At 46.4% G+C, this 24,546-nt stretch carries 23 protein-coding genes; all 23 read left to right on the top strand.

The genetic code is table 11. The features are described from left to right. Positions 1-71 precede the first annotated feature (71 nt). The 23 genes from ABD846_RS06485 (at position 72) to asnB (ending at position 24,518) form a co-directional block, all read left to right on the top strand. The gene (locus ABD846_RS06485; RefSeq protein ID WP_344824123.1) at positions 72-1,310 is read left to right on the top strand and encodes an ABC transporter ATP-binding protein; all 1,239 of its coding nucleotides are present in this window, start codon (positions 72-74) and stop codon (positions 1,308-1,310) included. 200 nt (positions 1,311-1,510) lie between these two features. After that, on the top strand, positions 1,511-1,915 hold the full coding sequence (locus ABD846_RS06480) for a CatB-related O-acetyltransferase (protein WP_344824120.1): 405 nt from the start codon (positions 1,511-1,513) through the stop codon (positions 1,913-1,915). After that, positions 1,908-2,609, top strand: a complete 702-nt coding sequence (locus ABD846_RS06475) for a class I SAM-dependent methyltransferase (RefSeq protein WP_344824117.1) — start codon at positions 1,908-1,910, stop codon at positions 2,607-2,609. The genes ABD846_RS06480 and ABD846_RS06475 overlap by 8 nt, the downstream gene beginning before the upstream one ends. Further along, positions 2,606-3,562, top strand: a complete 957-nt coding sequence (locus ABD846_RS06470; protein WP_344824114.1) for a glycosyltransferase — start codon at positions 2,606-2,608, stop codon at positions 3,560-3,562. Before ABD846_RS06475 ends, ABD846_RS06470 begins: the two co-directional genes overlap by 4 nt. 152 nt (positions 3,563-3,714) lie before the next feature. Beyond that, positions 3,715-4,359: a CatB-related O-acetyltransferase gene (locus tag ABD846_RS06465; RefSeq protein ID WP_344824111.1), complete on the top strand. Its 645-nt coding sequence runs from the start codon at positions 3,715-3,717 to the stop codon at positions 4,357-4,359. 12 nt (positions 4,360-4,371) lie between these two features. Beyond that, positions 4,372-5,106 carry a family 6 glucosyltransferase gene (locus tag ABD846_RS06460; protein WP_344824108.1) on the top strand — a complete coding sequence of 245 codons (735 nt, stop codon included), beginning with the start codon at positions 4,372-4,374 and terminating at the stop codon, positions 5,104-5,106. A gap of 87 nt (positions 5,107-5,193) precedes the next feature. Continuing rightward, a complete protein-coding gene (locus ABD846_RS06455; protein ID WP_344824105.1) occupies positions 5,194-6,045 on the top strand; it encodes an alpha-1,2-fucosyltransferase in 852 nt (283 codons plus the stop codon). A gap of 9 nt (positions 6,046-6,054) precedes the next feature. Beyond that, positions 6,055-7,197 (top strand): acyltransferase family protein, encoded by a 1,143-nt coding sequence (locus ABD846_RS06450; protein WP_344824102.1) that lies wholly within the window; start codon positions 6,055-6,057, stop codon positions 7,195-7,197. Between the two features lies 1 nt (position 7,198). Then, a complete protein-coding gene (locus ABD846_RS06445) occupies positions 7,199-8,203 on the top strand; it encodes a hypothetical protein (RefSeq protein ID WP_344824098.1) in 1,005 nt (334 codons plus the stop codon). After that, positions 8,200-9,093: a hypothetical protein gene (locus tag ABD846_RS06440; RefSeq protein ID WP_344824095.1), complete on the top strand. Its 894-nt coding sequence runs from the start codon at positions 8,200-8,202 to the stop codon at positions 9,091-9,093. The genes ABD846_RS06445 and ABD846_RS06440 overlap by 4 nt, the downstream gene beginning before the upstream one ends. Continuing rightward, positions 9,090-10,007: a glycosyltransferase family 2 protein gene (locus ABD846_RS06435; RefSeq protein ID WP_344824092.1), complete on the top strand. Its 918-nt coding sequence runs from the start codon at positions 9,090-9,092 to the stop codon at positions 10,005-10,007. The genes ABD846_RS06440 and ABD846_RS06435 overlap by 4 nt, the downstream gene beginning before the upstream one ends. Further along, positions 10,004-11,119 (top strand): glycosyltransferase family 4 protein, encoded by a 1,116-nt coding sequence (locus tag ABD846_RS06430; protein WP_344824090.1) that lies wholly within the window; start codon positions 10,004-10,006, stop codon positions 11,117-11,119. Before ABD846_RS06435 ends, ABD846_RS06430 begins: the two co-directional genes overlap by 4 nt. 57 nt (positions 11,120-11,176) lie before the next feature. Further along, positions 11,177-12,046, top strand: a complete 870-nt coding sequence (locus ABD846_RS06425; protein WP_344824087.1) for a polysaccharide deacetylase family protein — start codon at positions 11,177-11,179, stop codon at positions 12,044-12,046. A 12-nt stretch (positions 12,047-12,058) separates the two neighbouring features. Continuing rightward, positions 12,059-13,522, top strand: a complete 1,464-nt coding sequence (locus ABD846_RS06420) for an MBOAT family O-acyltransferase (protein ID WP_344824084.1) — start codon at positions 12,059-12,061, stop codon at positions 13,520-13,522. Positions 13,523-13,528: 6 nt separating this feature from the next. Continuing rightward, a complete protein-coding gene (locus tag ABD846_RS06415; RefSeq protein ID WP_344824080.1) occupies positions 13,529-14,479 on the top strand; it encodes an SGNH/GDSL hydrolase family protein in 951 nt (316 codons plus the stop codon). 8 nt (positions 14,480-14,487) lie between these two features. Beyond that, a complete protein-coding gene (locus ABD846_RS06410; protein WP_344824077.1) occupies positions 14,488-15,471 on the top strand; it encodes a GNAT family N-acetyltransferase in 984 nt (327 codons plus the stop codon). Between the two features lie 13 nt (positions 15,472-15,484). Next, positions 15,485-16,573, top strand: a complete 1,089-nt coding sequence (locus ABD846_RS06405) for an acyltransferase family protein (RefSeq protein WP_344824074.1) — start codon at positions 15,485-15,487, stop codon at positions 16,571-16,573. A gap of 99 nt (positions 16,574-16,672) precedes the next feature. Continuing rightward, positions 16,673-18,118, top strand: a complete 1,446-nt coding sequence (locus tag ABD846_RS06400) for a hypothetical protein (RefSeq protein WP_344824071.1) — start codon at positions 16,673-16,675, stop codon at positions 18,116-18,118. An 11-nt stretch (positions 18,119-18,129) separates the two neighbouring features. Further along, complete coding sequence (locus ABD846_RS06395; protein WP_344824068.1) at positions 18,130-20,079, top strand: hypothetical protein; 1,950 nt, start codon at positions 18,130-18,132, stop codon at positions 20,077-20,079. A 5-nt stretch (positions 20,080-20,084) separates the two neighbouring features. Next, the gene (locus ABD846_RS06390; protein WP_344824200.1) at positions 20,085-20,816 is read left to right on the top strand and encodes a glycosyltransferase; all 732 of its coding nucleotides are present in this window, start codon (positions 20,085-20,087) and stop codon (positions 20,814-20,816) included. Positions 20,817-20,835: 19 nt separating this feature from the next. After that, on the top strand, positions 20,836-21,729 hold the full coding sequence (locus tag ABD846_RS06385) for a glycosyltransferase family 2 protein (protein ID WP_344824065.1): 894 nt from the start codon (positions 20,836-20,838) through the stop codon (positions 21,727-21,729). After that, complete coding sequence (locus ABD846_RS06380) at positions 21,723-22,652, top strand: NAD-dependent epimerase/dehydratase family protein (RefSeq protein WP_344824062.1); 930 nt, start codon at positions 21,723-21,725, stop codon at positions 22,650-22,652. The genes ABD846_RS06385 and ABD846_RS06380 overlap by 7 nt, the downstream gene beginning before the upstream one ends. Before the next feature lie 6 nt (positions 22,653-22,658). Beyond that, positions 22,659-24,518 (top strand): asparagine synthase (glutamine-hydrolyzing), encoded by a 1,860-nt coding sequence (asnB, locus tag ABD846_RS06375; RefSeq protein WP_344824059.1) that lies wholly within the window; start codon positions 22,659-22,661, stop codon positions 24,516-24,518. Positions 24,519-24,546 lie beyond the last annotated feature (28 nt).

Genomic DNA, 24,546 nt, shown 5'->3' with positions numbered 1-24,546 from the left:
GGCATGTGTTCAGTTACTGTTTATGTAACTGACGTCGGCGAAGCCATGTAACTTTAAACATACTTTAAGCAGTGAATAGCAATATAGCCATAAAGGTAGAAGATGTCGGAAAGTTATATCGACTTGGAGAAGTAGGTACCGGCACGATCAGCCACGATCTGAACCGTTGGATTGCCCGTATGCGCGGTAAAGAAGATCCGTTTGCTAAAGTGGGGGAATCGAATGACCGCACGACAAAAGGCAGTAGTGATTATGTCTGGGCGCTGAAAGATGTGAGCTTTGAGGTTAAGAAAGGAGAGGTGCTGGGAATTATCGGCAGGAACGGGGCGGGGAAAAGTACCCTGCTGAAATTATTAAGCAAAGTAACGCAACCAACTTCCGGTCGCATTAAAGTAAACGGCCGTATTGCAAGTTTGCTGGAGGTCGGTACCGGTTTTCATCCGGAAATGACAGGACGTGAGAATATTTTTCTGAATGGCGCTATCATGGGAATGACCAAACGCGAAATCAGATCCAAATTTGACCAGATCGTCGATTTTGCGGGAGTGGAGCGCTACGTGGATACACCGGTGAAGCGTTACAGCAGTGGTATGTATGTACGACTCGCTTTTGCGGTAGCTGCTCACCTGGAGCCGGAGATTCTGATCGTGGATGAAGTGCTTGCGGTAGGGGATGCCGAATTTCAGAAAAAATGCCTCGGAAAGATGAAGGATGTGAGTGTAAATGACGGGCGTACGGTATTGTTTGTGAGCCATAATATGGGCGCAATGAGCAATCTCTGTAATAACGGACTCGTTTTGCGCAATGGTCGTTTTCTTTTCTCGGGAACCATTCGCGAGGCTGTGGGCTGTTATCTCGAACGTAATAAGGCGAATGACGCTGTCGGGCAGTTTGCACGGGAAGCTGACAAGGAAATATATGTTTCCAGAATTTCCATTCTGAACGAAGGAGGATATGCGGCGGATGAGTTCCGGCATGATGAGGATATTGCAGTTGAGGTGAATATCGGGGGTAAAATTCCCGGGAATGGCTCTTATCGCCTGCTGCTTACCGTATTGGACAGCCTTAAAAATCCCCTTTTCTCAAAAGAGCAGATTATTTCTGAAAAAATGATGACTCTGAAGATAAGACGGAATTTCCTTGTGCGCGGTAACTATTCAGTAAAAACAATCATCTATATCCCCGGCGTTACTCAATACGACCAGGTAGAAGATGTTTGTCCGTTCACTGTGATAGATTCAGGTTCGGAATTCGCTCATCTGGAAACCTTTGATTATGGTACTGTTTTTTCGAATGCTATATGGGAATAATACGAAATATCGCACGTAGCATAAAAAATTATATCGCGCCTCAGCGATCTGCTCCGCAGCCAGCTCTTTTTTTTACGAGTGATTTACTCGCAGACAGGGGCTTTGAAATAGGAGCATACACCTATGGTAATCCACGGATTTTCCATTGGGGGGAAAAGGCAACACTTAAGATTGGAAAATTCTGTTCGATTGCTGAAGACGTGAAGATTTTTCTCGGAGGCAATCACCGCGTCGACTGGGTAAGTACCTATCCGTTTCCGGCTCTGCCCGGATTTTTCCCGGAGGCAGCTGAAATAACGGGGCATCCCTCCACCAAAGGCGATGTTGTAATAGGAAATGATGTATGGATCGGATACGCAGCCATTATTCTTTCCGGAGTCACGATCGGCGACGGAGCTGTCATAGGAGCCGGATCTGTAGTCTCCAAAAATGTGGGACCATATGAAATATGGGCCGGAAATCCGGCAGTCTGCATTAAAAAGCGTTTTCCGGAGGAAATTATAGCACGACTGCTCACCGAAAAATGGTGGGATAAGCCGGATGCTGCAATGAGAGCGAGTATAAAAACGCTGTGTGAATCACCTTTAAAAGATAAGAATGGATAACCAATTGGCCTATGACCGTCCTATTGTTGAAGATTTCAATAGGCTCTCTTCCGAACATAAGAAAGTAATTGAATGGGTTGGCCATGGAAAGCAGGTGTTTGAAGCCGCCTGTCATACCGGGTATATCAGTGCCTGGTTACAGAAAAATGGCTGCATTGTTACCGGAGCCGAACTTTTCGAACCGGCATTGGAAAAAGCCAGGCCATTTCTGAAGTCTGCTATTTTAGGGGATCTGGAAAGTGAAGAGGTCTGGGCACAGATTTCCCGCGATCAGTATGACGTGGTGCTTTATATGCATATACTGGAGCATCTGGTGAATCCTGAAAAGGTACTGGAGCGTACCAGAGATATTCTGAAGCCGGGTGGCAGCGTTATTATTTGTCTGCCTAACGTAAGTAACTGGTCAGACAGATGGAAGATGTTCCGTGGTCATTTCGAATACACCGACGTCGGTGTGATGGATAAGACGCATCTGAAGTTCTATAACTATTTTACGGCACCAAAGATGATTGAAAGCTGCGGTTTTACCGTAAAGGAATATTGCGGAGATTCATGGAAGGTGAGATTTAATATATTACCCGAAACCAATCGGTTTTTCAGCAGGATAAACGATCATTTTAACCGCGTGATGCACTACTTCCTTTCTCCCAATATGACCGACCGAGTAGGGATGTACTTAATTACCAAGTCATGACCGGGCACAAACTCGTTTCTGTTATCATACCCAATTACAATCACGCAAAATTTCTGGATCAGCGTATCACATCCGTTTTGAACCAGGATTACCCGGCTAAGGAACTGATTATTTTAGATGATTGTTCTACGGACGAAAGCGTTCAGGAGATCGGGAAATTCAGGCTCAGAAACGAAGTATCGCATATTGTCGTCAACCCGGTGAATTCAGGGTCTGTATTTGCCCAGTGGCAGAAGGGAATAGAGCTGGCCAGCGGCACCTATATATGGATCGCCGAAAGTGATGATTACAGCGACCTTTCTTTTCTGAGTACAATGGTAGGCCTGCTGGAAAAGCGGGAAGACACGATTCTTGCTTATTCAAACTCTGTACGGGTTGATGAGAACGGTAGAGAGTTTGAACAGTTAGCTGCTCCCGATTTCACCACGGCCTTCGGGCCAGATGGCTTTGCCGATGCGCAGGCATTCTGCAAGTCGCGCCTGTTGCGCTCGAACGTGATTCCGAATGCAAGCGCAGTTGTATTCAAAAAAGCATTTTTTCATAAAAAGCTGCTTGAAACCGCACGACGCTTCCGCCTTGCAGGAGATTGGGTTTTCTGGACTCAGTTGCTCCATCAGCCGGGCACAGTAGCGTATAGTCCGCTTCCCCTGAATAAATACCGGTTTCACTCCGGAACAGTGCGCTTTAGCAAGGGAAGGGAACGGAGAAAAGATCATTTGCTTGAAAATATACGCGCAGTTGTTATTAACCAGGAGCATATTGGTCTTTCTGAAAAAGAAAAGCAGGCACTTAAATATGGTGTTATCGAAAAGATGATCAGCAACTGGAAGCAGGAGCAAATCGGATTGGATGTGAAATTTTTATTCACTGCCCTTTCGGAGATTAAAAAAATAACAGGGGATGTGTACATCGCCTTTATCAGAACGATTGCCGCAACGCTCAAATCCGGATAATAATTATTACCGGAGCGATCAACATTTACCGGTAGCCGATCTGAATGTGACATTTCCGGATGTAAATGCCACCCGGTTTTGCGCATATTGTTATTTGAATAAATGTTATATTGGCAGCCAGGTGATGCTCCCATCCTTTCAAAAAACAGTTTATGATTAAGAAAATCATTCGTGCGCTTATTTTCTGGGCCAGACCGGAAACTTTTTCAGCCCAGGGAGTGCATCATACCAGTACCGTCCACGAGTCGGAACTGGAACAGCCGGTGCGCATTGGTAAGGATTCCTATTTCTATAATTGCCGCATCGGTGCTCACACTTATTTCGCCGGGCATAATGTAGCTATGAACGCCAGCATCGGGCGCTTTTGTTCTGTTGCCGGGAATGTTACGATCGGACCCGGGATGCATCCCGCAAAAACTTTCGTTTCCACAAGTCCGTATTTCTGGTCTACTGCCGGTCAATGCGGCGCAACAATCGCAGATAAAAGTTATTTTAAGGAAACGGGCTCCGTTACCATCGGTCATGATGTGTGGATTGGTCAGAACGCGGTTATCCTGGACAATATCCGGATCGGAAATGGTGCGATAGTGGCTGCAGGCGCCGTTGTAACGAAAGACGTCGCTCCGTTTTCGATAGTCGGCGGTGTGCCCGCCAGGCAGATCGGTATGCGTTTCTCTGAAGAGGAGATTGCATTTTTGCAGGAATTCAAATGGTGGGACAGGGATGAAAGCTGGCACCGGGAACACTTGCACGAAATGCACGACATTTCCTTATTAATTAAAAACAATAAACGTTAAGTTCATCGCAGCATGCTGTTTTCAAGAAAGAAAAAGCCGACAATAGGGGTTTTATACATATGCACCGGTAAATACGATATTTACTGGCAGCAATTTTACGAATCTTCAGAACGCTTTTTTTGTCCGGGCCTGGAAAAGCACTATTACATTTTTACAGATTCTACTACTATCAAAAGCTCTGAACGGATTACTGTCATTTACCAGCAACGGCTCGGATGGCCTTATGATACGCTCATGCGGTTCCATTTGTTTGTTCGTGAGCGTCATCTGTATGAACACCACGATTTTCTTTTCTTCCTGAATGCCAATATGCAGTTTGTAAGAAAAATCAGACCCTCACAGATATTGCCGTCCGATAAGGAAAAGCTCGTTGCGGTCATTCATCCGTATTACTATGAGTCGCCTGTCGGAGCACCCTTTGAAAGCAATCAGCAGAGTTTGGCATATGCCGACCCGGCTAAAGCCCGCCACTATGTGCAAGGATGTCTGAATGGGGGAATTACTGCGGATTATCTGCATATGTCTGAAGTGCTGGCAAAAAGAATAGATGATGATCAGAAAAACGGAGTGATTGCCGTGTGGCATGACGAATCTCATTTAAATGCTTACCTGGTGACGCATCCTGAATACAAGGCTCTGGATGCTGGTTATGCAAAGCCCGAGGGGCGCGCCGGCTTCCCTTTCAAAGAGCGCGTCGTGATTCTTAATAAGAATAATCAGGGGGGATTGGCCTTTTTACGTTCGTAGGAGGGCGCGCAGGGAAGCGATTCCTCAAAATGTATTCTTCTATCCGCTCAGGGTACCTCTAAAAAACAAACCAGAAAATCAAATTGCGTGAAATTACTTAAGCGACACCTTCACTTCAACTCGCATATGGGACGTATGGGCAACCAGATGTTTCAATATGCCTGTGCCAAGAATCTGGAACTGCAGGGTGGATTTGTATGCTCCCTGGATGACATCTCTAAACTGGAGTATTTTGAACTGGCGCCGAACGAACGCCGGAAAAACAGGTTCAAGGAAAAATTCTTCTTTCATGTGGCTAAGCGCCTTTACGGAATGGAGGTGCATAACCTTCAGTTTGAGGATATGCATGGCGATTTTCGTGCATGGCTGTTTGGTCTGAAGAAACCTTCAATGATATGGGGATACTTTCAGAGTGAATCGTATTTTGCCCAAAGCGCTGCACAGATAAGGCAATATTTTAGTGTCAAAAGGCAATACCAGAGCGGGTTCACAGACTTTCTGCAAAAGCACGGACTTGAACCTGGTTCTTATGCTGCCGTTCATATCCGCCGTACCGACTATAAAAATTTCACTGTGAAAGGTCTCGAAGGCGACGATTTTACATTGCCGGATTCTTTTTACGATAAAGGGATGGAGCTGTTGCAAGGTCAGTTTGGCGGTAAGGTCGTCATTGCTTCCGACGATGCCGGCTTCTGTAAAGAGCGCTATGGAGGGAATCCTTCGGTGATCATTTCAGATTGTGATGCGATCACTGATTTTCAATTATTGTCGCATGCAGCGGCGCTGCTGATCAGTAACAGCACTTACGCATGGTGGGCAGCATGGCTGAATGAAAAAGCCACACATATTTATTGTCCGAAATACTTTCTCGGTTTTAAAGAACATAAAGAAGTGCCTGTGAATATCTACCCGGGTCACTGGACACAAATAGCAGTTTAATTCCCGGATATGCATAAAAGAATTGTCGGACTGGACATTGTGCGCACAGTAGCTATCGTATTGGTATTGCTGTGCCATCTTTCCTATCCTTTTTATCCGTTCCTGCATGGGAAAGCGGAACACCTGTATGATCTGGCCGTCTGGATATTCGGCTATTACGGCGTTGAGGTTTTTTTTGTGCTGAGCGGCTTTCTGATCGGCAGTATTTTCGTCAGAGAATTTGCGTCGTCCGATCAGTCAGTTCCGCCGGACGCATCACTCTGGCGCTTCTGGGTGCGCCGCTGGGCAAGGACGCTGCCTAATTATTATCTTTTCGTACTGATTAACTGGCTGATAGCACGGTACATGCTCGGCGTGCACGAAACTCCCGTTATACCTTACCTGCTGTTTATCCAGAAAGTCACTCCGGACAGCACGCTGCATTATTTTGGTGTGTCCTGGAGCCTTGCGGTGGAAGAATGGTTTTACCTACTGATGCCGGTTTTCTTTTTCCTTTTTTATGGAATTATCCGGAACCCTAAAACGGCATTCAGGCTGGTTATCGCCACCATGATGTTATTCCCGGTTTTGGGAAAGCTGTTGTATGCGTTGGCTCATCCTCAGTTGGCGAATTATGAAAACGTATATCATTTCACCACCTGTTTCCGCCTCGATTCGATAGCGTTCGGTTTATTACTGAGCTACTTGTTTTACAATGAAAATATAAAGTCTTACCTGGTCGCCAGAAAGAAATTATTGTTACTTGCCGGACTGATAATTACGGTTGTGTGTTGCGGCCTGATCGCACTGTACCTGGCCAGGCCAAAGCAAAATGCGCTGGCTTTTACGGCAATCATGCCGCTCACCAGTTTGGGTGTAAGTTGTTGCCTGCCGTATTTCGCCACACTTAATGAATTATCGAAAGGGAAAAATGCGGGACGGATGTTCGTGCACTGCAGTAAAATATCCTATTCGCTGTATCTTGTGCACATCCCGGCAATGATCCTGATTGAGGAGCTGTTTAAAAGTGCCGGAGATACAGGTGGTTTCGCTGCTTCACTCGGAAAATATCTGTTGATTATAAGTACGACCTTCGTGACCTCTTCTCTGATCTACAGGTATTTTGAATTGCCGGTTATGAAGCTTCGTGATAAAAAAGTAAAATCTAATTAATATGCGGCAATCAGCTTTAGTGGTTCAGTCTTTTGGTCGCGAAAATGAGTACAAACGCGTTATGCTCACCGTGTTGAGCTTTTTTGCGTTCAACGATACGGCACACACGAAGGTGATATTGTTCACCGACAGGCCGGAGAGATTTGAAAAGGTATTTGCGGGCTTGGATGTGCATTATGTATTGCTCACGGGAGAAAAGATACAACAGATGCGCGGTCAGATCGATTTTCTGCACCGCATGAAGATCGCCCTGATCGAAGAAGCTTTTTCGCTGATAGGCGATCGCTTCCTGTTTTATGCAGATTCGGACTCTTTCTTCCTGCAAAATATTCAAAGCCTGCTCGGTCAGCTGGATCCTGAAACAGCTTCCATGCATCTGAAGGAATACCTGTTTGAGGCAATGGCAACATTTGAGCTTCCGGCGGGAGAAACGTTCCGTGCGGCGCATGCCTGTTTTTCGGAACAGGTTTTGAAAGATGCTTCGGGAAATGCTTTAAAAGTGGACCCCAAAAGCGAGTGGTCGTGGAATGCGGGTGTAATGTGCTTCCATCCGAAGCAGGCGGAAATTATTCCGGATGTATATGCGCTCACAGATCAGATTTATCCTGCATCCGGTAACCATGCTTCCGAGCAATATGCGTTTTCCATCATGCTGCAGCGCCGTTACAAAATGGTGCCGTGTTTTGAATATAATTACCATTACTGGTATCGCACCAAAAAGCAGATCGCAGATTGGTTTTTACACGATCATATCGATGCTGCTTTCGAAAGTCTTCCGCTGGAGGATAAGATAAGCCGGGCGAAAGGCTGGGTTACACAATTAAGAAAGGAATTCAGATCCAATATACGTCGCGTACAGGATGAAGCGGTTCAGTCTTTCAACCGCAGAGAATTTGCCCGTGGCTATGCTTTTGCATTCAAAGCGCTTCTGAGCAGTCCGGGATTCAATACCTCTTTTTATAAAGATGTACTCTACCACACAAAAAAAATGATTAGCGGGAAGTGAATAGTCAGAGAAAACATATAGCGGTCAGCTTTTGCGTTGCGTATGATTGGGAGATGCTGCGTCTTTCCATTCCACCGATTTATGAACGCGCAGATCAGATTTGCCTGTCGATCGATGAGAGCCGCGTGAGCTGGTCGGGTAATAAATTCAGCTGGGACCAGGAAGGGTTTATGAAGATGCTTGCGGAACTGGATCCCAAAGGGAAAATCCGGCTTTTTGAAGCAAACTTCTATGTGCCTACACTTACACCCATGCAGAACGAAGTGCGGCAACGGAATGAGATAGCGAAGTTTATCGGCGGCGATGGCTGGCATATTCAACTCGACACCGATGAGATCTTTCTGAATTTTGAAGGATTTGTACATTATTTACAGTCGTTCCGTTCGCGCCGGAAGGTCAATATCGCATGTCCCTGGATTACTGCATATAAGCAGACGGAAGACGGATTCTTTTTCGTGAAGCCATCCGATTTTTCGCAGATAGAATTTATCCAGATCGCAACCCTGCATCCCGACTATGAATATGGCCGTCGCAATGGCAATTTCAATGTACGGTCTCCGTTTGCATTATTGCATCTGAGCTGGGCACGTAGCGAGCAGGAGATTTGGGAGAAGATCAATAACTGGGGACATAAGGATGATATAGATATCCAGGGCGAGTTCGACCGGTGGAAAAATCTCTCCGCTGATAATTTTCATACATACCGGAATTTTCACCCCGTTGTGCCGGAAGCCTGGCCTGCACTCGGTTTTATCGCAGCTAAAGATGTGGCCCACCTTATGGCTCTTCCCGAAGGGACTATAAGGTTGCCGCTTACCAAGCGAAAGCTGCGGATCGAAAATTCAATCTGGGTTTCCAGAGCAAAAAAATACCTGCGTTTTAAACGATGACGATATCCGTATTGATTCCCACTTACAACGGAGCAGGTAAAATAATGAATCTCCTGCACTGCCTCGGAAAGCAAACATTGCTGCCGGACGAGATCATCGTGCTCATCGATGGCTCGAAAGACGGCACTGAAGAGCTGATTGCCGATGGCGATTTTTCGCTGAAAGCACGCACGAAGGTGTTATGGCAGCCGAACGGCGGACGCGCCAAAGTGCGGAATACGGCGGTTGCTCATGCCAGCGGCGATTTGCTTATTTTTTTTGACGACGACATGTTGCCGTTGCCGGACTGTATAAAGCAGCATCACGACTGGCAGCTTACGCACGAAAGAGCTTTTGTTACCGGCGGACTGGAGGAACCTGTAGATGAAACTACTTCGGATATTCTTCGTTACAAAGCATCACTCAGTCGTAAATGGAATAAAGAACTGGAGGGACATCCGGACGGATTGCTTGAAGGAGACAGCGCCTTTTTTACAGCAGCGAATTTCTCGGTTCCTGCAGGATTGTTCCGCGAACTGAAGGGCTTTGACGAACGCCTGAACGATGCGGAAGATTACGAATTGTGTGTACGGGCGCAGCGTGCAGGTGTCCGGTTCTATTTTCTCCCGGATGCATTTGCCTGGCACAACGACCCGCTCACCTGCAGCACATACATTCGGCGTCTGCGACAATATGCGCAGGCTCACCGTAAATTGCAGTCCCTGATGCCGGAATTGCCGGTACGCTATAAACAGCCCGTACCGCAGGGGCTCAAAAAAATATTTTTTAAATTATTCCTGAACCGGTTCTGGATCCGCTCCGTCGATAATGGTTTCTGGACGCGGCTGCTGCCCCTTTCGTTGCGCTATCGTTTGTATGATTACGTGATCACCGCAAACGGTGTATATTTTCCTGATAAAGTATCGCTTTCATGACTGCCAAGAATCTGACTTACATAGTGTCCGACATGAGCAAGATGATTGCGCTTGAGTGGATCATCGATTACCGGGATAAGTCGCTGACGAATCTCAGTTTTATATTTCTGAATAAAGGCGACAGCGAGATAGAAGCCTTTGTGCAGCAACATAAGCTGCCTTTTATCCGTATTCCTTATCATGGCAAGAAAGATCTGCCTAAAGCAATATGGCAATCGTTCCGTTTCCTGCGTGCGCAACGGACGGAGATCGTGCACTGTCATTTGTTTGATGCCTGTATGGTGGGCTTAACCGCGGCGCGCATGGCCGGGGTACCCAAGCGTATTTTTACCCGGCATTATGCGACCTATCACCATGTATACTTTCCCAAAGCGGTGAAGTACGACCGGTTTATGAACGCAATGGCCACAGATATTGTTGCGATTAGTGAGCTGGTGAAACGGGTACTGATCAAAGACGAACAGGTACCGGAATCGAAAGTAAGCCTCGTGCATCATGGTTTCCTGCTGAGCGAATACGATAATGTTACCAAAGAACGGATTGCGCATTTCAAATCCAAATATGGTTTGGGTGCCGAGCCGGTAATTGGTGTGGTGGCGCGCTATACATTGCTGAAAGGTATCCAGTTCATCATCCCTGCGTTCAAACAACTGCTGCAGCATTATCCCGATGCGAAGCTGCTGATCGCAAACAGCCACGGTAATGACGAGGCATACCTGAAAGGTCTTATGCAGGATATTCCCGCGCAGAATATCGTTGAAGTGAAATATGAACGGGATATGGGCGCCTTGTACAAATCGCTCAGTGCATATGTACACGTTCCTATTTACGATCATATCGAGGCCTTCGGACAGACTTATGTGGAAGCGCTTATGGCCCGGATTCCTTCTGTCTTTACACTGTCCGGCGTGGCAAGTGAATTTATTGTGCACGAACGCAATGCACTTGTCGTACCGTTTGAAGATGCCGGTGCGATATTTGAAGCGCTGATGCGTTTGCTGAGCGATAAAGATCTCTGTAAACAGCTGGAGAATCAAGGCTATGAGGATACACGTAAATTATTTTCCCTGGAAAGAATGATTTCCGGACTTGAAAAATTATATATTTCGTAAAATTATTATCGGCCTTTGATATCAGGTTTACTTAAAAGTGTTTTATCCTCGGTGAATTTGCTGCGTCTTAATAAGGCGGGGAATAAATTCATTTTTGTATTTCATGATATCGATAAAGACGGGAAGCGCCATTTTTCCTCCGAGCATTATTCTACAAAACTGGATCGTTTTGCCGAACAGATTGATTTTCTGAAACGGAATTTCCGGATTGTTCCATTGCGGTCTTTACTTGAAGATGACTTCGTAAGCGGCGCCAACTATGCATCGCTTACATTCGACGACGGCTTTTATTCAGTTAAGGAATACGCACATCCTTTACTGTCAGGCATGGGTATTCCGTACACCTGCTTTATCAATAAGGCAGCATGCTCGCTTAACAGGCTCTGGATCAGCGATATCGTACTGGGCACTTTCGACCGGTATGCACTTGCAGCGGGTCTCGGGCATTTTTGCGGTCAGAGCGTGGAGCAGTTGAAGCATTCAGCTGATTTTAATAATCAGCTTTCTGCTTATTATGGTACGCTGCCGTTTGAAGATTATCAGGTATACCTGAATGAAGCGGATATCCGCTCGATGATCGCATCCGGTGTTGCCTTTCAGAGCCACTCCTCTTTTCACGCCGTGCTCAGCATGTGTAAGCCGGAGGTACTCAGGGGGGATATTGCCGGCAATGAAGCTATGCTGCGTTCTCTGAACGGAATTCCTTCGGATATGTTCGCACTGCCATTTGGTAAGAAGGAACATTATACCGATGCGGTTTCGGATGCGCTGCGTAAGGAAAATTACCGGTTTATGTTCACAACAAACCCGGTGGGGTTTTCCGGCAGACCCGGTTTTGCCGTTCCGCGTATCGGTCTTTTGAATCAGTCGGCTACTGAGATCCGATTTCTGATCAACAGGACTTTTCTCAAAAAGATCGATTTGTAATTTTGTTTATCTATGCTGTTCAATTCACTGAATTTTCTGCTGTTTTTCATTATTGTGTTCAGCCTGTACTGGTTTGTCTTCGGACGCAGGCTCGCCTGGCAGAATTTGTTTCTGATGCTGGCCAGCTATGTGTTTTATGCATTCTGGGACTGGCGTTTTCTTTTCCTGCTGATATTCTCCACCTGCCTGGATTTTGTGAGTGGTATCCAGATATACAGGGCTAAAAGCGATAAGTTGCGGCGCCTGTATCTTGTGCTCAGCGTCGGTATCAATCTTGGTTTCCTTGGAGTGTTCAAGTATTATAATTTCTTTGCAGACTCTTTAGCCCGGTTATTGGAGGCCGGAGGGATTCATACACACTGGACATTATTGTCCATCGTGTTGCCCGTGGGCATTTCCTTCTATACGTTTCATGGACTTTCTTATGTGTTCGACATTTACAACCGTAAAATAGAGCCCAGTTATAACTTCGTCAATTACTCACTGTTTGTAAGTTTTTTTCCATTGCTCGTAGCGGGGCCTATCGAACGTGCTACACATCTGCTGCCGCAGGTGGAAAAGCCGCGGCAATTCTCTTACGAGCAGGCCTGCGACGGCATTACGCAGATCTTATGGGGTTTATTCAAGAAAGTAGTGATTGCTGATGGCTGCGCGCAATTCGCAAATCAGATATTCAATGAGTCCGGTCAGTTTGGCGGCATCACATTGTTTGCAGGCGCTGCGCTGTTCGCATTCCAGATATATGGAGATTTCAGCGGCTATTCTGATATGGCAATGGGTGTTTCCAAACTGCTGGGCTTCGAACTGTTGCGCAACTTTAATTACCCGTACTTTTCGAGAAGTATTCCCGAATTCTGGCGGCGCTGGCATATTTCACTGTCTTCCTGGTTCCGCGATTATCTGTATATCCCGCTCGGAGGTAGCCGGGGAGGCCGCTGGCATTCGCTTCGCAACCTTATCATCATCTTCGTCGTGAGCGGTTTCTGGCATGGTGCCAACTGGACTTTTGTTGTATGGGGATTGCTGAATGCGCTGTATTATATTCCCTCTCTGCTGTTCAAAAGCAATCGTGACCATCTGAATACGGTTGCTGAAGACAGGGCATTGCCTAATTTTAAAGAGCTGATGCAGATGATGGCGACCTTTATTATGACGGTTTTTGCCTGGGTTTTTTTCCGGGCTCCTTCCGTACAATTTGCGTTCAGCTACTGCCACCGTATTTTGCTGGCGGCGTTTGATCCCAACGCCTACAAAGAGATGCTAACCTATGTGCGCTGGACCATAGGCATACCTATGATGCTGATCTTATTTTGTTTCATGGTGCTGGAATGGGTCGGGAGAAGAGAATTGCATCCACTGCTTGTATTCAGAAAGCATATTCCCAAGCCAGCACGCCATGCGCTTTACTACGTAATTCTTATTGTCGTATTCCTGTTTGCAGGCAAACAACAGCAATTTATTTATTTCCAGTTTTAAACCAAGATGAAGCGTTTTCTCATCAATCTTCTTTTATCCGTTCTGCCTGTAGCTGTTTTTGCGCTGTGGCTGGATTGGCGTGTGGTGAAAGATCTGCGGCATTCCAACCATGGAGATTATGGCGTATGGAACGATCTGTATTCGGGCAGAGCCAATAAAGACTTACTGATATACGGATCTTCGCGTGCCTGGGTACACATTGATCCTGTCGTGCTGGAAGATAGTGTCCGGATGAGCGTATATAACCTCGGAGTTGACGGCTACAATTTCGATATGTCGTCTTTGCGGCACGACATCATTATGCGCGGAGTGCCACCGAAAGTGATCGTCTATGCGTTGGACGGGTCGACACTCTTCAAACGGAAGGATCTGTACAACCAGGCTCAGTTCTTACCGTATCTGGATGATGACGCACTCGAAAAACGTATTTCGGGTTATGAAGGATATAGTGCCTGGGACGCACGCCTGCCGTTTGTTAAGTTTATCGGACAGTACCGTGTATTATTTCGCTGGTTTAACGGAGACTTCAGTGCTGGGGTTCCCGCAGATCGCTACCGGGGATTCAAGGCGCAACATGTCAACTGGACAAAGGATGTAGATGAACTTATAAAGCACCAGAAACAGTTGACGCAGCCCCTGGATACGTCCAGTATCAGACGCTTTGAGCTGTTTTTGCAGCAGTGCCGCGCAAGCCACATCCGGGTGATCCTTACCTATCCTCCGGAACATATACTGGGGCAGCAGTTTGTGTCTAACCGTACGTCCATTATCCGCATCTACCGCAGTCTGGCGTCTATTTACGACATTCCTTTCCTCGACTATTCTTCAGATACGCTTTGCATGGACAAAAAGTACTTTTACAATTCCCAGCATCTGAACGATGTCGGCGCTACTATTTATTCCCGTAAATTGGCGTCCGCATTAAAGGGTATCCTGAAAGATGCACCTCAAAAATAAAAGTGATTATGGAGTTCCAGATTCGTCCGACAGACACAGCAGATTTCAGCAGATTAACAGACATGTTTGCGCTCTGTCTCGGCCGGCGCGTGGACGATTCTTATTTCAGATGGAAATACCTGGAGAACCCGTCCGGACCGGTTGTTGCATTTGAAGCATTTGAGCAGAATAATATTGCTGCCTTTTACGGAGTGATACCTGAGTGTTACGCAGACGGACAGGAAAAGTTCCTCGCGTATCAGTCCATGGATACCATGACGCACCCGAATTACCAGAAGAAAGGCTTGTTTGTAAAGCTCGCAAAGCATACCTATGCGGCGGTACAGGCAAAGCACCCTGAACTGTTGATCGTGGGCGTTCCGGGAAGTAATTCGTTTCACGGTTTTGTGAATAAGCTTGGCTGGAAACACCTGATCGATATACCCTACATATTTACACACCGGGCCGCGTTTACAGCAAGGAATATTTTTCGCAGGGATCGTACCATTCACATAACCGAACTGAATACTTTCACGGACGATATCCAGGGTTTCCTGGATCGTTTCTACAGTACACAGAAAATGATACGCCCATTCTACGATGTCGCTACATTGAACTGGAAGGTATTCATGCACCCCTTCAAAGAACTCCGTGTATTATCATTGACGAAGAATGAACATATGGAGGGCTTGATAATTTATTCTAAAGAAAATAACAGGATAAAAATAGAATTAGCAGATTTTTCACAATCGGAATCTTCAGATGCCCTACTTCTGGCAGGGTTAAGCCGTATTTTTGGAGACAATCCGCAAGCGCAATGGTTGTTTACCTGGGAGCCAACCCGTAAAGATCTGAAGACAGCTTACCGGAAAGCGGGGCTTTTAAAAAATCCGTTTTCAAAAGGGCCGTTTTCATACAAGGTGCCGTTCATCATATATGGAACGAAATTTGCAGGAGCGGATACAGGGGATTTGCGGAGTCGTTTCGACTTGCAGCCTCTGATTCAGGATTAACGAGACGAAATTTATGAATTCGAAAGAGATCTTGCAACTGACAGGAATCAGGTTTGTTGCAAGCTTTATGGTATGCATTTTTCATTTTAACCCTTTTACAGTAGCTGTCTTCGGAGAACGGATCCACGATTTTTTTTCCGAAATGCATGTGGGGGTTACCTTTTTTTTTGTGCTTAGCGGCTTCCTTATTGCCTATCGTTATTACCATGAGGAACATATTGATTTCAGACGTTTTTACGGGAACAGAATAGCGCGGATCTTCCCGGTGTACCTATTGCTGACCATCGCATTTTTCGCAGTTCAGTTGTTCAATCATCCCGAATGGAGGGCACAGCTTTGGTTTTACAAGGAGCTATTTCTGAACCTCACACTTTTAAAAGGCTTCTCTTCCTCGTATAAATTCTCCGGAATATTGCAGGCCTGGTCTTTGACGGTAGAAGAGACATTTTATCTCTTTGCTCCCTTCATCTTCCTGTTGCTCAGGAAAAGCAGGTACATGCTTTTAATATTTCCTGTCTTTTTTTTACTGCTGGGCATACTTTTGCAGTACAATATCGGAACAAGTCCGCATAATACAGACGCATGGTTCGGAAATATGGAGTTTATAAGTTCCTATACTTTTTTCGGGCGCTCTTTCGAATTCTTCTGCGGCATTGCGCTTGCGAAAGTTTGTTTCAGGCAGCGCGATAAAGGCGTCGAAGCGGTACGAGGAAATTTTTATACGGCTTCAGGAATTTTGCTTTCCCTTATGCTGATCTTCCTGATATCGTTATTCGCTTCCCCGCAATATATCCATGGTATTCAGCATCCTGCCGGTATCCTGATCAACAATATCCTGCTTCCGATATGTATTGCGGTATTTTATTACGGACTGATATACGAAAGGACTTTATTCGCAAAGTTATTGGCTCATCCGGTTCTCGTTATTTTGGGTAAAAGCTCCTACGTTTTCTACCTGGTCCATCTTTGGGTAGGTTCTTTTAATGATAATATACTGTTTGTCTTACCTGTAAGTATCCTGATCTCGTTGCTGCTGTGGCGTTTTTTCGAGGAACCTGCAAGGCGTATAATTACGTCACGCCTCGCCGGCGAGCAAAAATGATTTTTTTGTGAAGCTGCCGCCCGGGAGCGTGTCTATTTGTTTTATAGCTGTTTAATTAGTAATTATGCACTCGTTAAAAAAATACACGTGCATAATTTTTTGAATAAAACTTTACGCGATAAGAAGTTTTTTGTCGTATTGATGGTTGTATTGGTTGCAGTCAAAATATTTCTGTGTAGTTTTTTATATGCGTATAATGATAATGACCAACTGTTGTATACTTCCGGGAAACTGAAATTCAGCAATGGCTTTTACCAGGGAGGTGATGATTTTGAAGTGTTCAACAGTGCCGCCTACTACCGTGCCACGGATACGATTATGGTACTGGATCCGGTGCATAGTTTTTATAAACCGTCACCGAGAGCGCACAGGCCGTATGCTTCCGCTTTCCGTCCCAAGGCATTTGTGTTGATGCATCTGTACGGGACGCAGTTGTTTCACTCGATCACCGGCAAGGATGCCGGAACCGTAGATAGTCCGAATATGCATGCTTATTTCAATTTTTACGGATGCATCCTTTATTTTCTTGCTATCGCTGCCTATATTATTTCGCTGTTCGCATTTTACGCGCTCCTGCAGTTCCTGTTCGGTAATGAACTCTGGGCGCGTGCCGGGCTGATCCTGTACGCAATTATTCCATCCCATTTATTGTTTATCGGACTGTTCGATTCGTGGGAAAACATCAGCTTTTATGTACAGGTGATCTTTTTCTCACATCTCTATCTGGCAGTATTTGCAAAAAAATCTTACAGCACATGGGGCGCTTTGGGCGTGGCTTTGTGTGTACTCGTCGCATTTTGCCGTCCGCATCTGCTGATGACTTTCGGTGCATTGCTCGCTCTTGTAGTACTTTACGCTTTGTTTGCGAAAGATAAATCCGCACGTTCCTCATCTCTCAGGATCGTCGTTTTTTCGGTGCTGTTGCTCACTTGCGGACTCGCTTTCACATTCTGGCAGAACAATAAATGGTTCGGGAAACCTTTCCTGAGCACGCAATCTTCATTCGAATTTTTCCAGGGGCATAATGAATATGCACGCAGCAGCTGGAACTCCCATATTTACGAACAGCATAAAGCGTATTTTGATTCCGCGATCTACGGGAACCGCAGTCCGGAGCAGATCGCCGCAATGAACCTGAATGAATACCAGGAGGCGTCGCTGTATAAGCAATATGCCGACCAATGGATGAAGCATCATGTAACGCAGGAGCTATTGCTGACCACCAAGAAAGTGGCGGGATATTTCATCCCCTACAATCATCTGAACAACCGTGTAAACCTGGTAACGGTGCTGCTGGAAGCGGGATTTGGTCTGTTTTGTTTGCTTGTGGCTGCTGCATTGCTGCGTTTCCGGAAGAATAGGGAGCAGCTATGGCAATACGTGTTTATTATGGCACCGGTATTATTTACCATTGTGCTTACCATTATGTTTTTTGTCGGGTATCGCTGGCGTTATTATGCCGAGCCTTTTATGCTGATCGGCGGCATGCTGGCGGTTAAGCATTATTACGATACGAAGCGTACGCGAAACACCCTGAATGCTTAAACCAACGAACGATGATTACTGTATCCCAGATTCTTTTTTGTGCCCTGTACTCGATAGGCATGTTGCTGTTTTTCGTGGGTATCGGTTATCTCGTGTACACGATCCGCGGACGCAAAAGTGATCCTTATGCCGTTCCTCCTTCTTTTTATCAATTCGGCATTACCGGACTCGCACTGACGGTGAGCCTTTACGCTATTGTATCTACCGGCGGTAAAACTATATTGCTTCCTGTTCCGCTACTGATTTGGTTTTTTCTTCAGAAACGCGCTGCAACAGATCCATTCAGCGAAAGGCGACCCTTTAACTGGGCGGATATTTTCCTTTCCTGGTTGTTGCCCTTCCTGTTTTTTGTGTACACCTTCTGGTCGTTCAATCCGGATCAAATAAAGTATGTAGCCGGCGATTTTAATATTTACTACCGGATGTCCCTGTTCCTGAACGAGCGTGGGGTAGAGGCTTACAATTTCAATATGCTGCAACAGCCTTTTATCACACGCCCGGCTCCTTATCATTTCGGGGATTTGTGGTTCTACGGCATCAGTGCGCGTCTTACGGCCAATCAGCCTTCGCCGCTATTCTTAATTGCGTTCAGCGTATTGGCAACTTTATTTGCTGAGGGCGTAAAGGATCTCTTTACGCGCACGCTCAAAGCCGGGACGTCCGTATATCTGTTACGTATTTTACTGGTGCTTGCCGGATTGTTTGCAGGTATGGAACTCACTTTCCCGTCTTTTCTGCGCCGTTTCTGCGAACCCTATACGCTGAGTATTTTCAACTGGGGGAAGATTTTATTGCTGAGCACATTCGTTGTGGGTATCCTGAATGCACTTAAAGCAAAAGCCTATACCGGCGCTTCTGTACTGATCGCCATTACTTCAATGTTCTACATCAATGCTGCACCTGCATTGTTCCTGGCGGCCTTCCTGCTTTACGGCGCTGCACTTCTGAAGCGTCGGATACATATCGCGGCATGGCTGCGGCTGAACTCATGGTACCTGGTGCCTACAGCTCTGGTGGTTTGCTATTTGTATATCATCCTTCCGAAATTCCTTCCCGAAAGCTGGCCTCATGCATATACTCCTTCTGAAACGGTGGCTGGTCCGCTTAAGAATCTGCAGCCATTCAAATACATAAAGACGGCAGTCAATATTTTTATCGGTGGTTTTTTTCAATTGTTTACGCTGGCCGCATATGCAGTTATTGCTGTATATGCTATGGTAGTTGCCAGGGTAAATTGGAAAACGGCATTGATGAGCATACCGGAATACATGTGGTATACAGTGCTATTATTTGTTGGCGGATTGGCAAGTTGGGCGGTCATGCATCCGGTGGCGGTGGATACGGTTCAGTTCTTCCATAATATTATCGGTATCGTTTATGTGTTTGTGATCGCCGGGCTGCTGGTGTATGTGAGTCAGGTGCTGCGCAACCGCCTTGCTACAGTACTGATGACACTGGCGGTGATTGCCGGTATTGTTTTGTCTGTGGGACATATATTCTTCACCTGGAACTATCCGAAAGCCGAGTGGGTACGTCTCCGGCAATTTACGTCCACGCCCGATGCGCACTGGGTAAATCTCAAATCCCAGAAGGAGTTTTCTTATTGGTCGATCAAGAAAACGGACCAGTATATTCCGCTGTGCATCATGAACAACAAATGGCCTCAGTATTTTAATGTCTGCCTGAATGCACCTTTTATTCCTGTTGATCAGCAGTCTTTGTATGCATTTGAAGAGCAGCGGGATAAAATGACGCAGACCTTTTACCAGTATTATAATGCAAAACAGCAGGAAGGCGCGGGTTCCGACTTCGGCTCGATAGCAGAAACATTTATGAAAGAGTATAAAGTTGGCTATTTTTGCGTTTCAGGTGATACAGTGCTGCCAGAGCGTTTCCGCCCGATGGTGTCGGATAGTTTAACGCTTTCGTATGAGCGTATGACCATTTATAAAATCAAATAATTTTGATGCCTTCTGTTTCTTTCGTAGTACCCTGCTATAACGAGGTTGCACGCTTACAGCGTTCTGCCTTCCTCGACTTTGCTGCCGCTCATCCCGAAATTGATCTCTGGATGGTAAACGACGGTAGTAAAGACGGCACCTGGGAGCTGCTGCAGGAGCTGGAAAGACAATCTTCCCGGAAGATCAGGGCATTGAACTTTCCGGTAAATTCCGGAAAGGCTGAAGTGATCCGGAAAGCAATATTGCACATCGCAGAAACGGAGCATCCCGCTTATATCGGGTTTATTGATGCAGACCTTTCCGCCCCGTTGGAGGAAATACTTATCCTGATGAACCAGCTCGCCGGGCATCCGTATAAAATTGTGGCGGGTGCACGGATTAAGATGGTGGGCCGTAAGATTGTGCGCAAAGCATCACGCCACTACTTCGGGCGCATCTTTGCAACGTACCAGGATTACCTGCTGCAATTAGGCAATTATGATACGCAATGTGGCCTGAAAGTCTTCCAGACTGACTTTGCCAAAAGCATATTTGCCGATCCGTTTAGTTCTTCCTGGTTTTTTGACATAGAACTGTTCCTGCGTGCAAAGCGTATGCTGGGCGATAGTGGCTATGAGGAAATGGTTGCGGAAGTGCCTTTGAACGAATGGCAGGAAATCGGAGGGTCAAAACTGAAAATGTCAGATTTCATAAAAGCTCCTTTCGAAGTGCTCAAAATCTACAGACGTTATAAATAGACCGCCTCCTTCCAGTAAAATGAATCCCTACTTTTCAATAGTTGTCCCTACTTATAACAGGGCTGCGCTTATCGGTAAAACGCTCCGTTCGCTGCTTGATCAGTCTTACGACAATTATGAGATAATTGTTGTGGATGACGGTAGCACGGATAATACGGAAGAGGTGGTCCGTTCCTTCGACCATCCGCGTCTGCGTTATTTTAAAAAGCAGAATGCAGAAAGAGCTGCAGCACGCAATTACGGTGCGTCAAAGGCCGAAGGGGAATTCGTTAATTTCTTTGACAGCGATGACCTTGCGCTGCCCGACCATTTATCCGTGGCGGCAGAACTGCTGCGGGGGCACCCTGACGCAAACTGGTTCCATCTCGGTTATGAATGGGCAGATCCCGATGGGGTGGTATTCCGCAGCGTTAACCGTTTTCAGGGAGATACGCTGAACCATCTGATGGCGTCCGGCAATCCGCTGAGCTGTAACGGGGTTTTCGTTCGTCGTGAAATTCTGAAACAACATCCGTTTAATGAAGACAGGGCATTGTCTGCATCAGAAGACTATGAGCTCTGGTGTCGCCTTACAGCCCGCTACCCGCTTTATTATTCAAATAAAGTAACTTCTACGATCATTGATCACGAAGCCAGAAGTGTGCGCGTGATTCACGGGGAAAAGCTTATCCAGCGATTGGAACTGCTCATACACTATCTGCGGCAGGACGCCACCGTGATGCAGTATTTCGGGAAAAGCTTCTCCCGGATACTGATGGATTCAAATTCCTACATTGCATTGCATCTTGCAAATGCACCAAAATATAAGTTCCAAAGCATTGCATATCTGCTGAAGTCGATGGGCAACAGCTTATACCTGCTGCGGACAAAAAGATTTTATGCTTGTGTAAAAAATATTCTGATAAAATGGTAAAAGTACTGATCACCGGAGGTGCCGGCTTTATTCCCAGCAGCATGGCCGATAGAATACTGGCCCTGGGAGGTCATGAGGTTGTATTGGTAGACAATCTGCTCACAGGAAATATGGACAATGTTCCTGTGCACCCGAATGCCACATTTATCAAATGTGATGTCAATAACTACAATGACATCGCAGCAGTAATGACCTCGTACAAGTTCGACTACGTATTTCATTACGCGGCGGTGGTAGGTGTGTTGCGTACACTGGATAACCCTGTGATGGTGCTCCGGGATGTGGAGGGTATCCGCAATGTGCTCGATCTGTCCAAAAATACAGGAGTGAAACGCGTGTTCTATTCTTCTTCCTCCGAAGTATACGGAGAGCCTGTGGTATTACCGCAGCATGAATACACCACACCTTTGAATTCCCGCCTGCCTTATGCGGTGGTGAAAAATATAGGGGAATGCTTCTGTCGTTCTTATCACCAGGAGTATAACCTGGATTATACTATTTTCCGTTTTTTCAATACCTACGGTCCTAAGCAGAGTCCCGATTTCGTTATGTCCAAATTCCTGCACGCAGCGCTTGCCGGGAAGGACATCACCATTTATGGTGACGGATCCCAGTCGCGGACATTCTGTTATATCGACGATAACATTGACGCATGTCTGCGCACGATGCTGGACGATCAGTACAAAAACGATGTATATAATATCGGTTCCGATATCATCATCACCATCAAAGAACTGGCTGAGACCATTATCGAACTTACAGGGTCTTCTTCAAAGATCGTTTACCTGCCACCTTTGAAGGATGGTGATATGACGCGCAGACAGCCTGATAACAACAGGATGCGCGAACTGATCGGAAGAGATCTGTTACCTTATAAGGAAGGTATCCGGAAAGTGCTGGATGCCTGGAATAAAAAACAGTAGGAATTTATGTGTGGTATTTTCGGAGCCGTAGTTCGCCGCGGAGCAGATGAAGCAGCATTGAAAGCCGCAACAGACCAGTTGCAGCGCAGAGGGCCTGATGCCGGCGGATATTATTTATCGGAAGATAAACGCACTTTTCTCGGTCATCGCAGGTTAAGCATTATCGATACCTCACATGCAGCTGATCAGCCGATGTTTTCGGCAGATGGCCGCTTTGTGATTGTGTATAACGGGGAGCTGTACAATTTTGCCGAACTGAAGTCGAAACTGCCGCAGCACCACTGGCGTACCAGCAGCGATACAGAAGTATTGCTGGAATTGTTTGCGCGCTTCGGAAGTGATTGTTTCCCCTGGCTGAATGGCATATTCGCTTTTGCGATCTACGATACCGCAGAGCAGAAAATCTTTTTATGCCGGGATCACCTGGGCATAAAACCCCTGTTTGTATTCAGGACCGGCGATACGCTGATGTTTGCATCTGAACTCAAAGCTATCGTCCGCGCAAATAGCCGCGAGCTAACAAGCAATAATTTCATGATCAGCCGTAAGGCGGTCGCAAGCTTCCTCCATCTCGGATATATTCCCGAGCCGATGACCATTTTCAGAGGCGTAAAGAAATTCCCTGCAGGAAGTTTTGGTGTATACGATATCAACGCGGGTACCTGGGACAGGAAGACCTACTGGGACGCGGATAACTATTATCTGCGCAATCCTTTGTCGCAGGAATCAGCAGTGCTTCCGGCTTTCCGTGATTTACTGTTTGCTTCCGTGGAAAGGCAGATGATCAGCGATGTGCCGCTGGGTACCTTCCTGAGCGGAGGCATTGATTCCAGCCTGGTAACCGCGCTTGCTTCGAAGATTGCACCCAAACCGGTGAATACGTTCAGTATCGGCTTCGAGGATCCGAAACATGACGAATCGGTTTTTGCGGAGCAGATAGCAAAGCATCTGCGTACGAATCACCATACATTTAAAGTGTCCGTTCAGGATGTGCTGGATATCGTTCCGGACTTTTTTAATCTGTATGACGAACCCTTCGCAGACTCTTCCGCATTTCCGACCATGCTGGTATCCAAGCTCGCAAGACAACATGTGACCGTTACGCTTTCCGGAGACGGAGGAGATGAGCTGTTCCAGGGGTATGGCATGTATACCTGGGCCAATCGCTTGTCCAACCCGGCTGTACAGGTTTCCCGCAAACTGATCGGCTGGGGTAGTTCGTTTATGGCTGAGCGGTATCAGCGGGCCGGGCTTGTCGCGAATTATCCAAACAGTCGGAATAAGAAAAGCCATATTTTCTCACAGGAACAATACCTGTTCAGCGAACGGGAGGTCGCCGATATCATGCTGAAAAATACTTTTGATTTCAGCAAGTTCAATGAGCCGGTGAAAAGGGGTACCGCCGCAGAACAACAGGCATTCTGGGATCTAAATCATTATCTAAAAGACGATCTGCTGGTGAAAGTAGATCGCGCCAGCATGCACTATTCGCTGGAAACACGTGTTCCATTGCTGGATAAGGAACTGGTTCAGTTCGCACTGAACGTGCCGTATGACCTGAAAGTAAGTAAGGAGCTGGGAACGAAACACCTTATGAAACGGGTGCTCTACGAGCTGGTTCCCGAACAATATTTTCAACGTCCGAAAAGAGGATTCTCTGTTCCGCTGGCAAGCTGGCTGCGCAACGAACTCCGTCCTATGATTGAAGAGTTGTTGACGCAACAGCAGGTCGACTATGCGGGACTGGTGAGTTACCGTCGTGTAAAAGCGCTTACGGATGCATTCCTGGGCGGCAAAACATATCTTTATAACAGAGTGTGGGCACTTCTTGTGTTACATTTGTGGAAGAAGACGAATAATTTCTGATGCTCCCGGCAATCACTCCGGATGCACC

The organism is Rurimicrobium arvi (assembly GCF_039540495.1).
GTDB lineage: Bacteria > Bacteroidota > Bacteroidia > Chitinophagales > Chitinophagaceae > Rurimicrobium > Rurimicrobium arvi.
Note: the sequence above shows the minus strand (reverse complement) of the source record. Positions and strands in the feature narration are given on the sequence as shown.

Excerpts from the sequence above, each read along its gene's own strand:
- ABD846_RS06475 (WP_344824117.1), top strand. The coding sequence starts at position 1,908 with ATGGATAACCAATTGGCCTATGACCGTCCTATTGTTGAAGATTTCAAT.
- ABD846_RS06470 (WP_344824114.1), top strand. The coding sequence starts at position 2,606 with ATGACCGGGCACAAACTCGTTTCTGTTATCATACCCAATTACAATCAC.
- ABD846_RS06465 (WP_344824111.1), top strand. The coding sequence starts at position 3,715 with ATGATTAAGAAAATCATTCGTGCGCTTATTTTCTGGGCCAGACCGGAA.
- ABD846_RS06460 (WP_344824108.1), top strand. The coding sequence starts at position 4,372 with ATGCTGTTTTCAAGAAAGAAAAAGCCGACAATAGGGGTTTTATACATA.
- ABD846_RS06450 (WP_344824102.1), top strand. The coding sequence starts at position 6,055 with ATGCATAAAAGAATTGTCGGACTGGACATTGTGCGCACAGTAGCTATC.
- ABD846_RS06445 (WP_344824098.1), top strand. The coding sequence starts at position 7,199 with ATGCGGCAATCAGCTTTAGTGGTTCAGTCTTTTGGTCGCGAAAATGAG.
- ABD846_RS06435 (WP_344824092.1), top strand. The coding sequence starts at position 9,090 with ATGACGATATCCGTATTGATTCCCACTTACAACGGAGCAGGTAAAATA.
- ABD846_RS06430 (WP_344824090.1), top strand. The coding sequence starts at position 10,004 with ATGACTGCCAAGAATCTGACTTACATAGTGTCCGACATGAGCAAGATG.
- ABD846_RS06420 (WP_344824084.1), top strand. The coding sequence starts at position 12,059 with ATGCTGTTCAATTCACTGAATTTTCTGCTGTTTTTCATTATTGTGTTC.
- ABD846_RS06415 (WP_344824080.1), top strand. The coding sequence starts at position 13,529 with ATGAAGCGTTTTCTCATCAATCTTCTTTTATCCGTTCTGCCTGTAGCT.
- ABD846_RS06410 (WP_344824077.1), top strand. The coding sequence starts at position 14,488 with ATGGAGTTCCAGATTCGTCCGACAGACACAGCAGATTTCAGCAGATTA.
- ABD846_RS06405 (WP_344824074.1), top strand. The coding sequence starts at position 15,485 with ATGAATTCGAAAGAGATCTTGCAACTGACAGGAATCAGGTTTGTTGCA.
- ABD846_RS06395 (WP_344824068.1), top strand. The coding sequence starts at position 18,130 with ATGATTACTGTATCCCAGATTCTTTTTTGTGCCCTGTACTCGATAGGC.
- ABD846_RS06390 (WP_344824200.1), top strand. The coding sequence starts at position 20,085 with ATGCCTTCTGTTTCTTTCGTAGTACCCTGCTATAACGAGGTTGCACGC.
- ABD846_RS06385 (WP_344824065.1), top strand. The coding sequence starts at position 20,836 with ATGAATCCCTACTTTTCAATAGTTGTCCCTACTTATAACAGGGCTGCG.
- ABD846_RS06380 (WP_344824062.1), top strand. The coding sequence starts at position 21,723 with ATGGTAAAAGTACTGATCACCGGAGGTGCCGGCTTTATTCCCAGCAGC.
- asnB (WP_344824059.1), top strand. The coding sequence starts at position 22,659 with ATGTGTGGTATTTTCGGAGCCGTAGTTCGCCGCGGAGCAGATGAAGCA.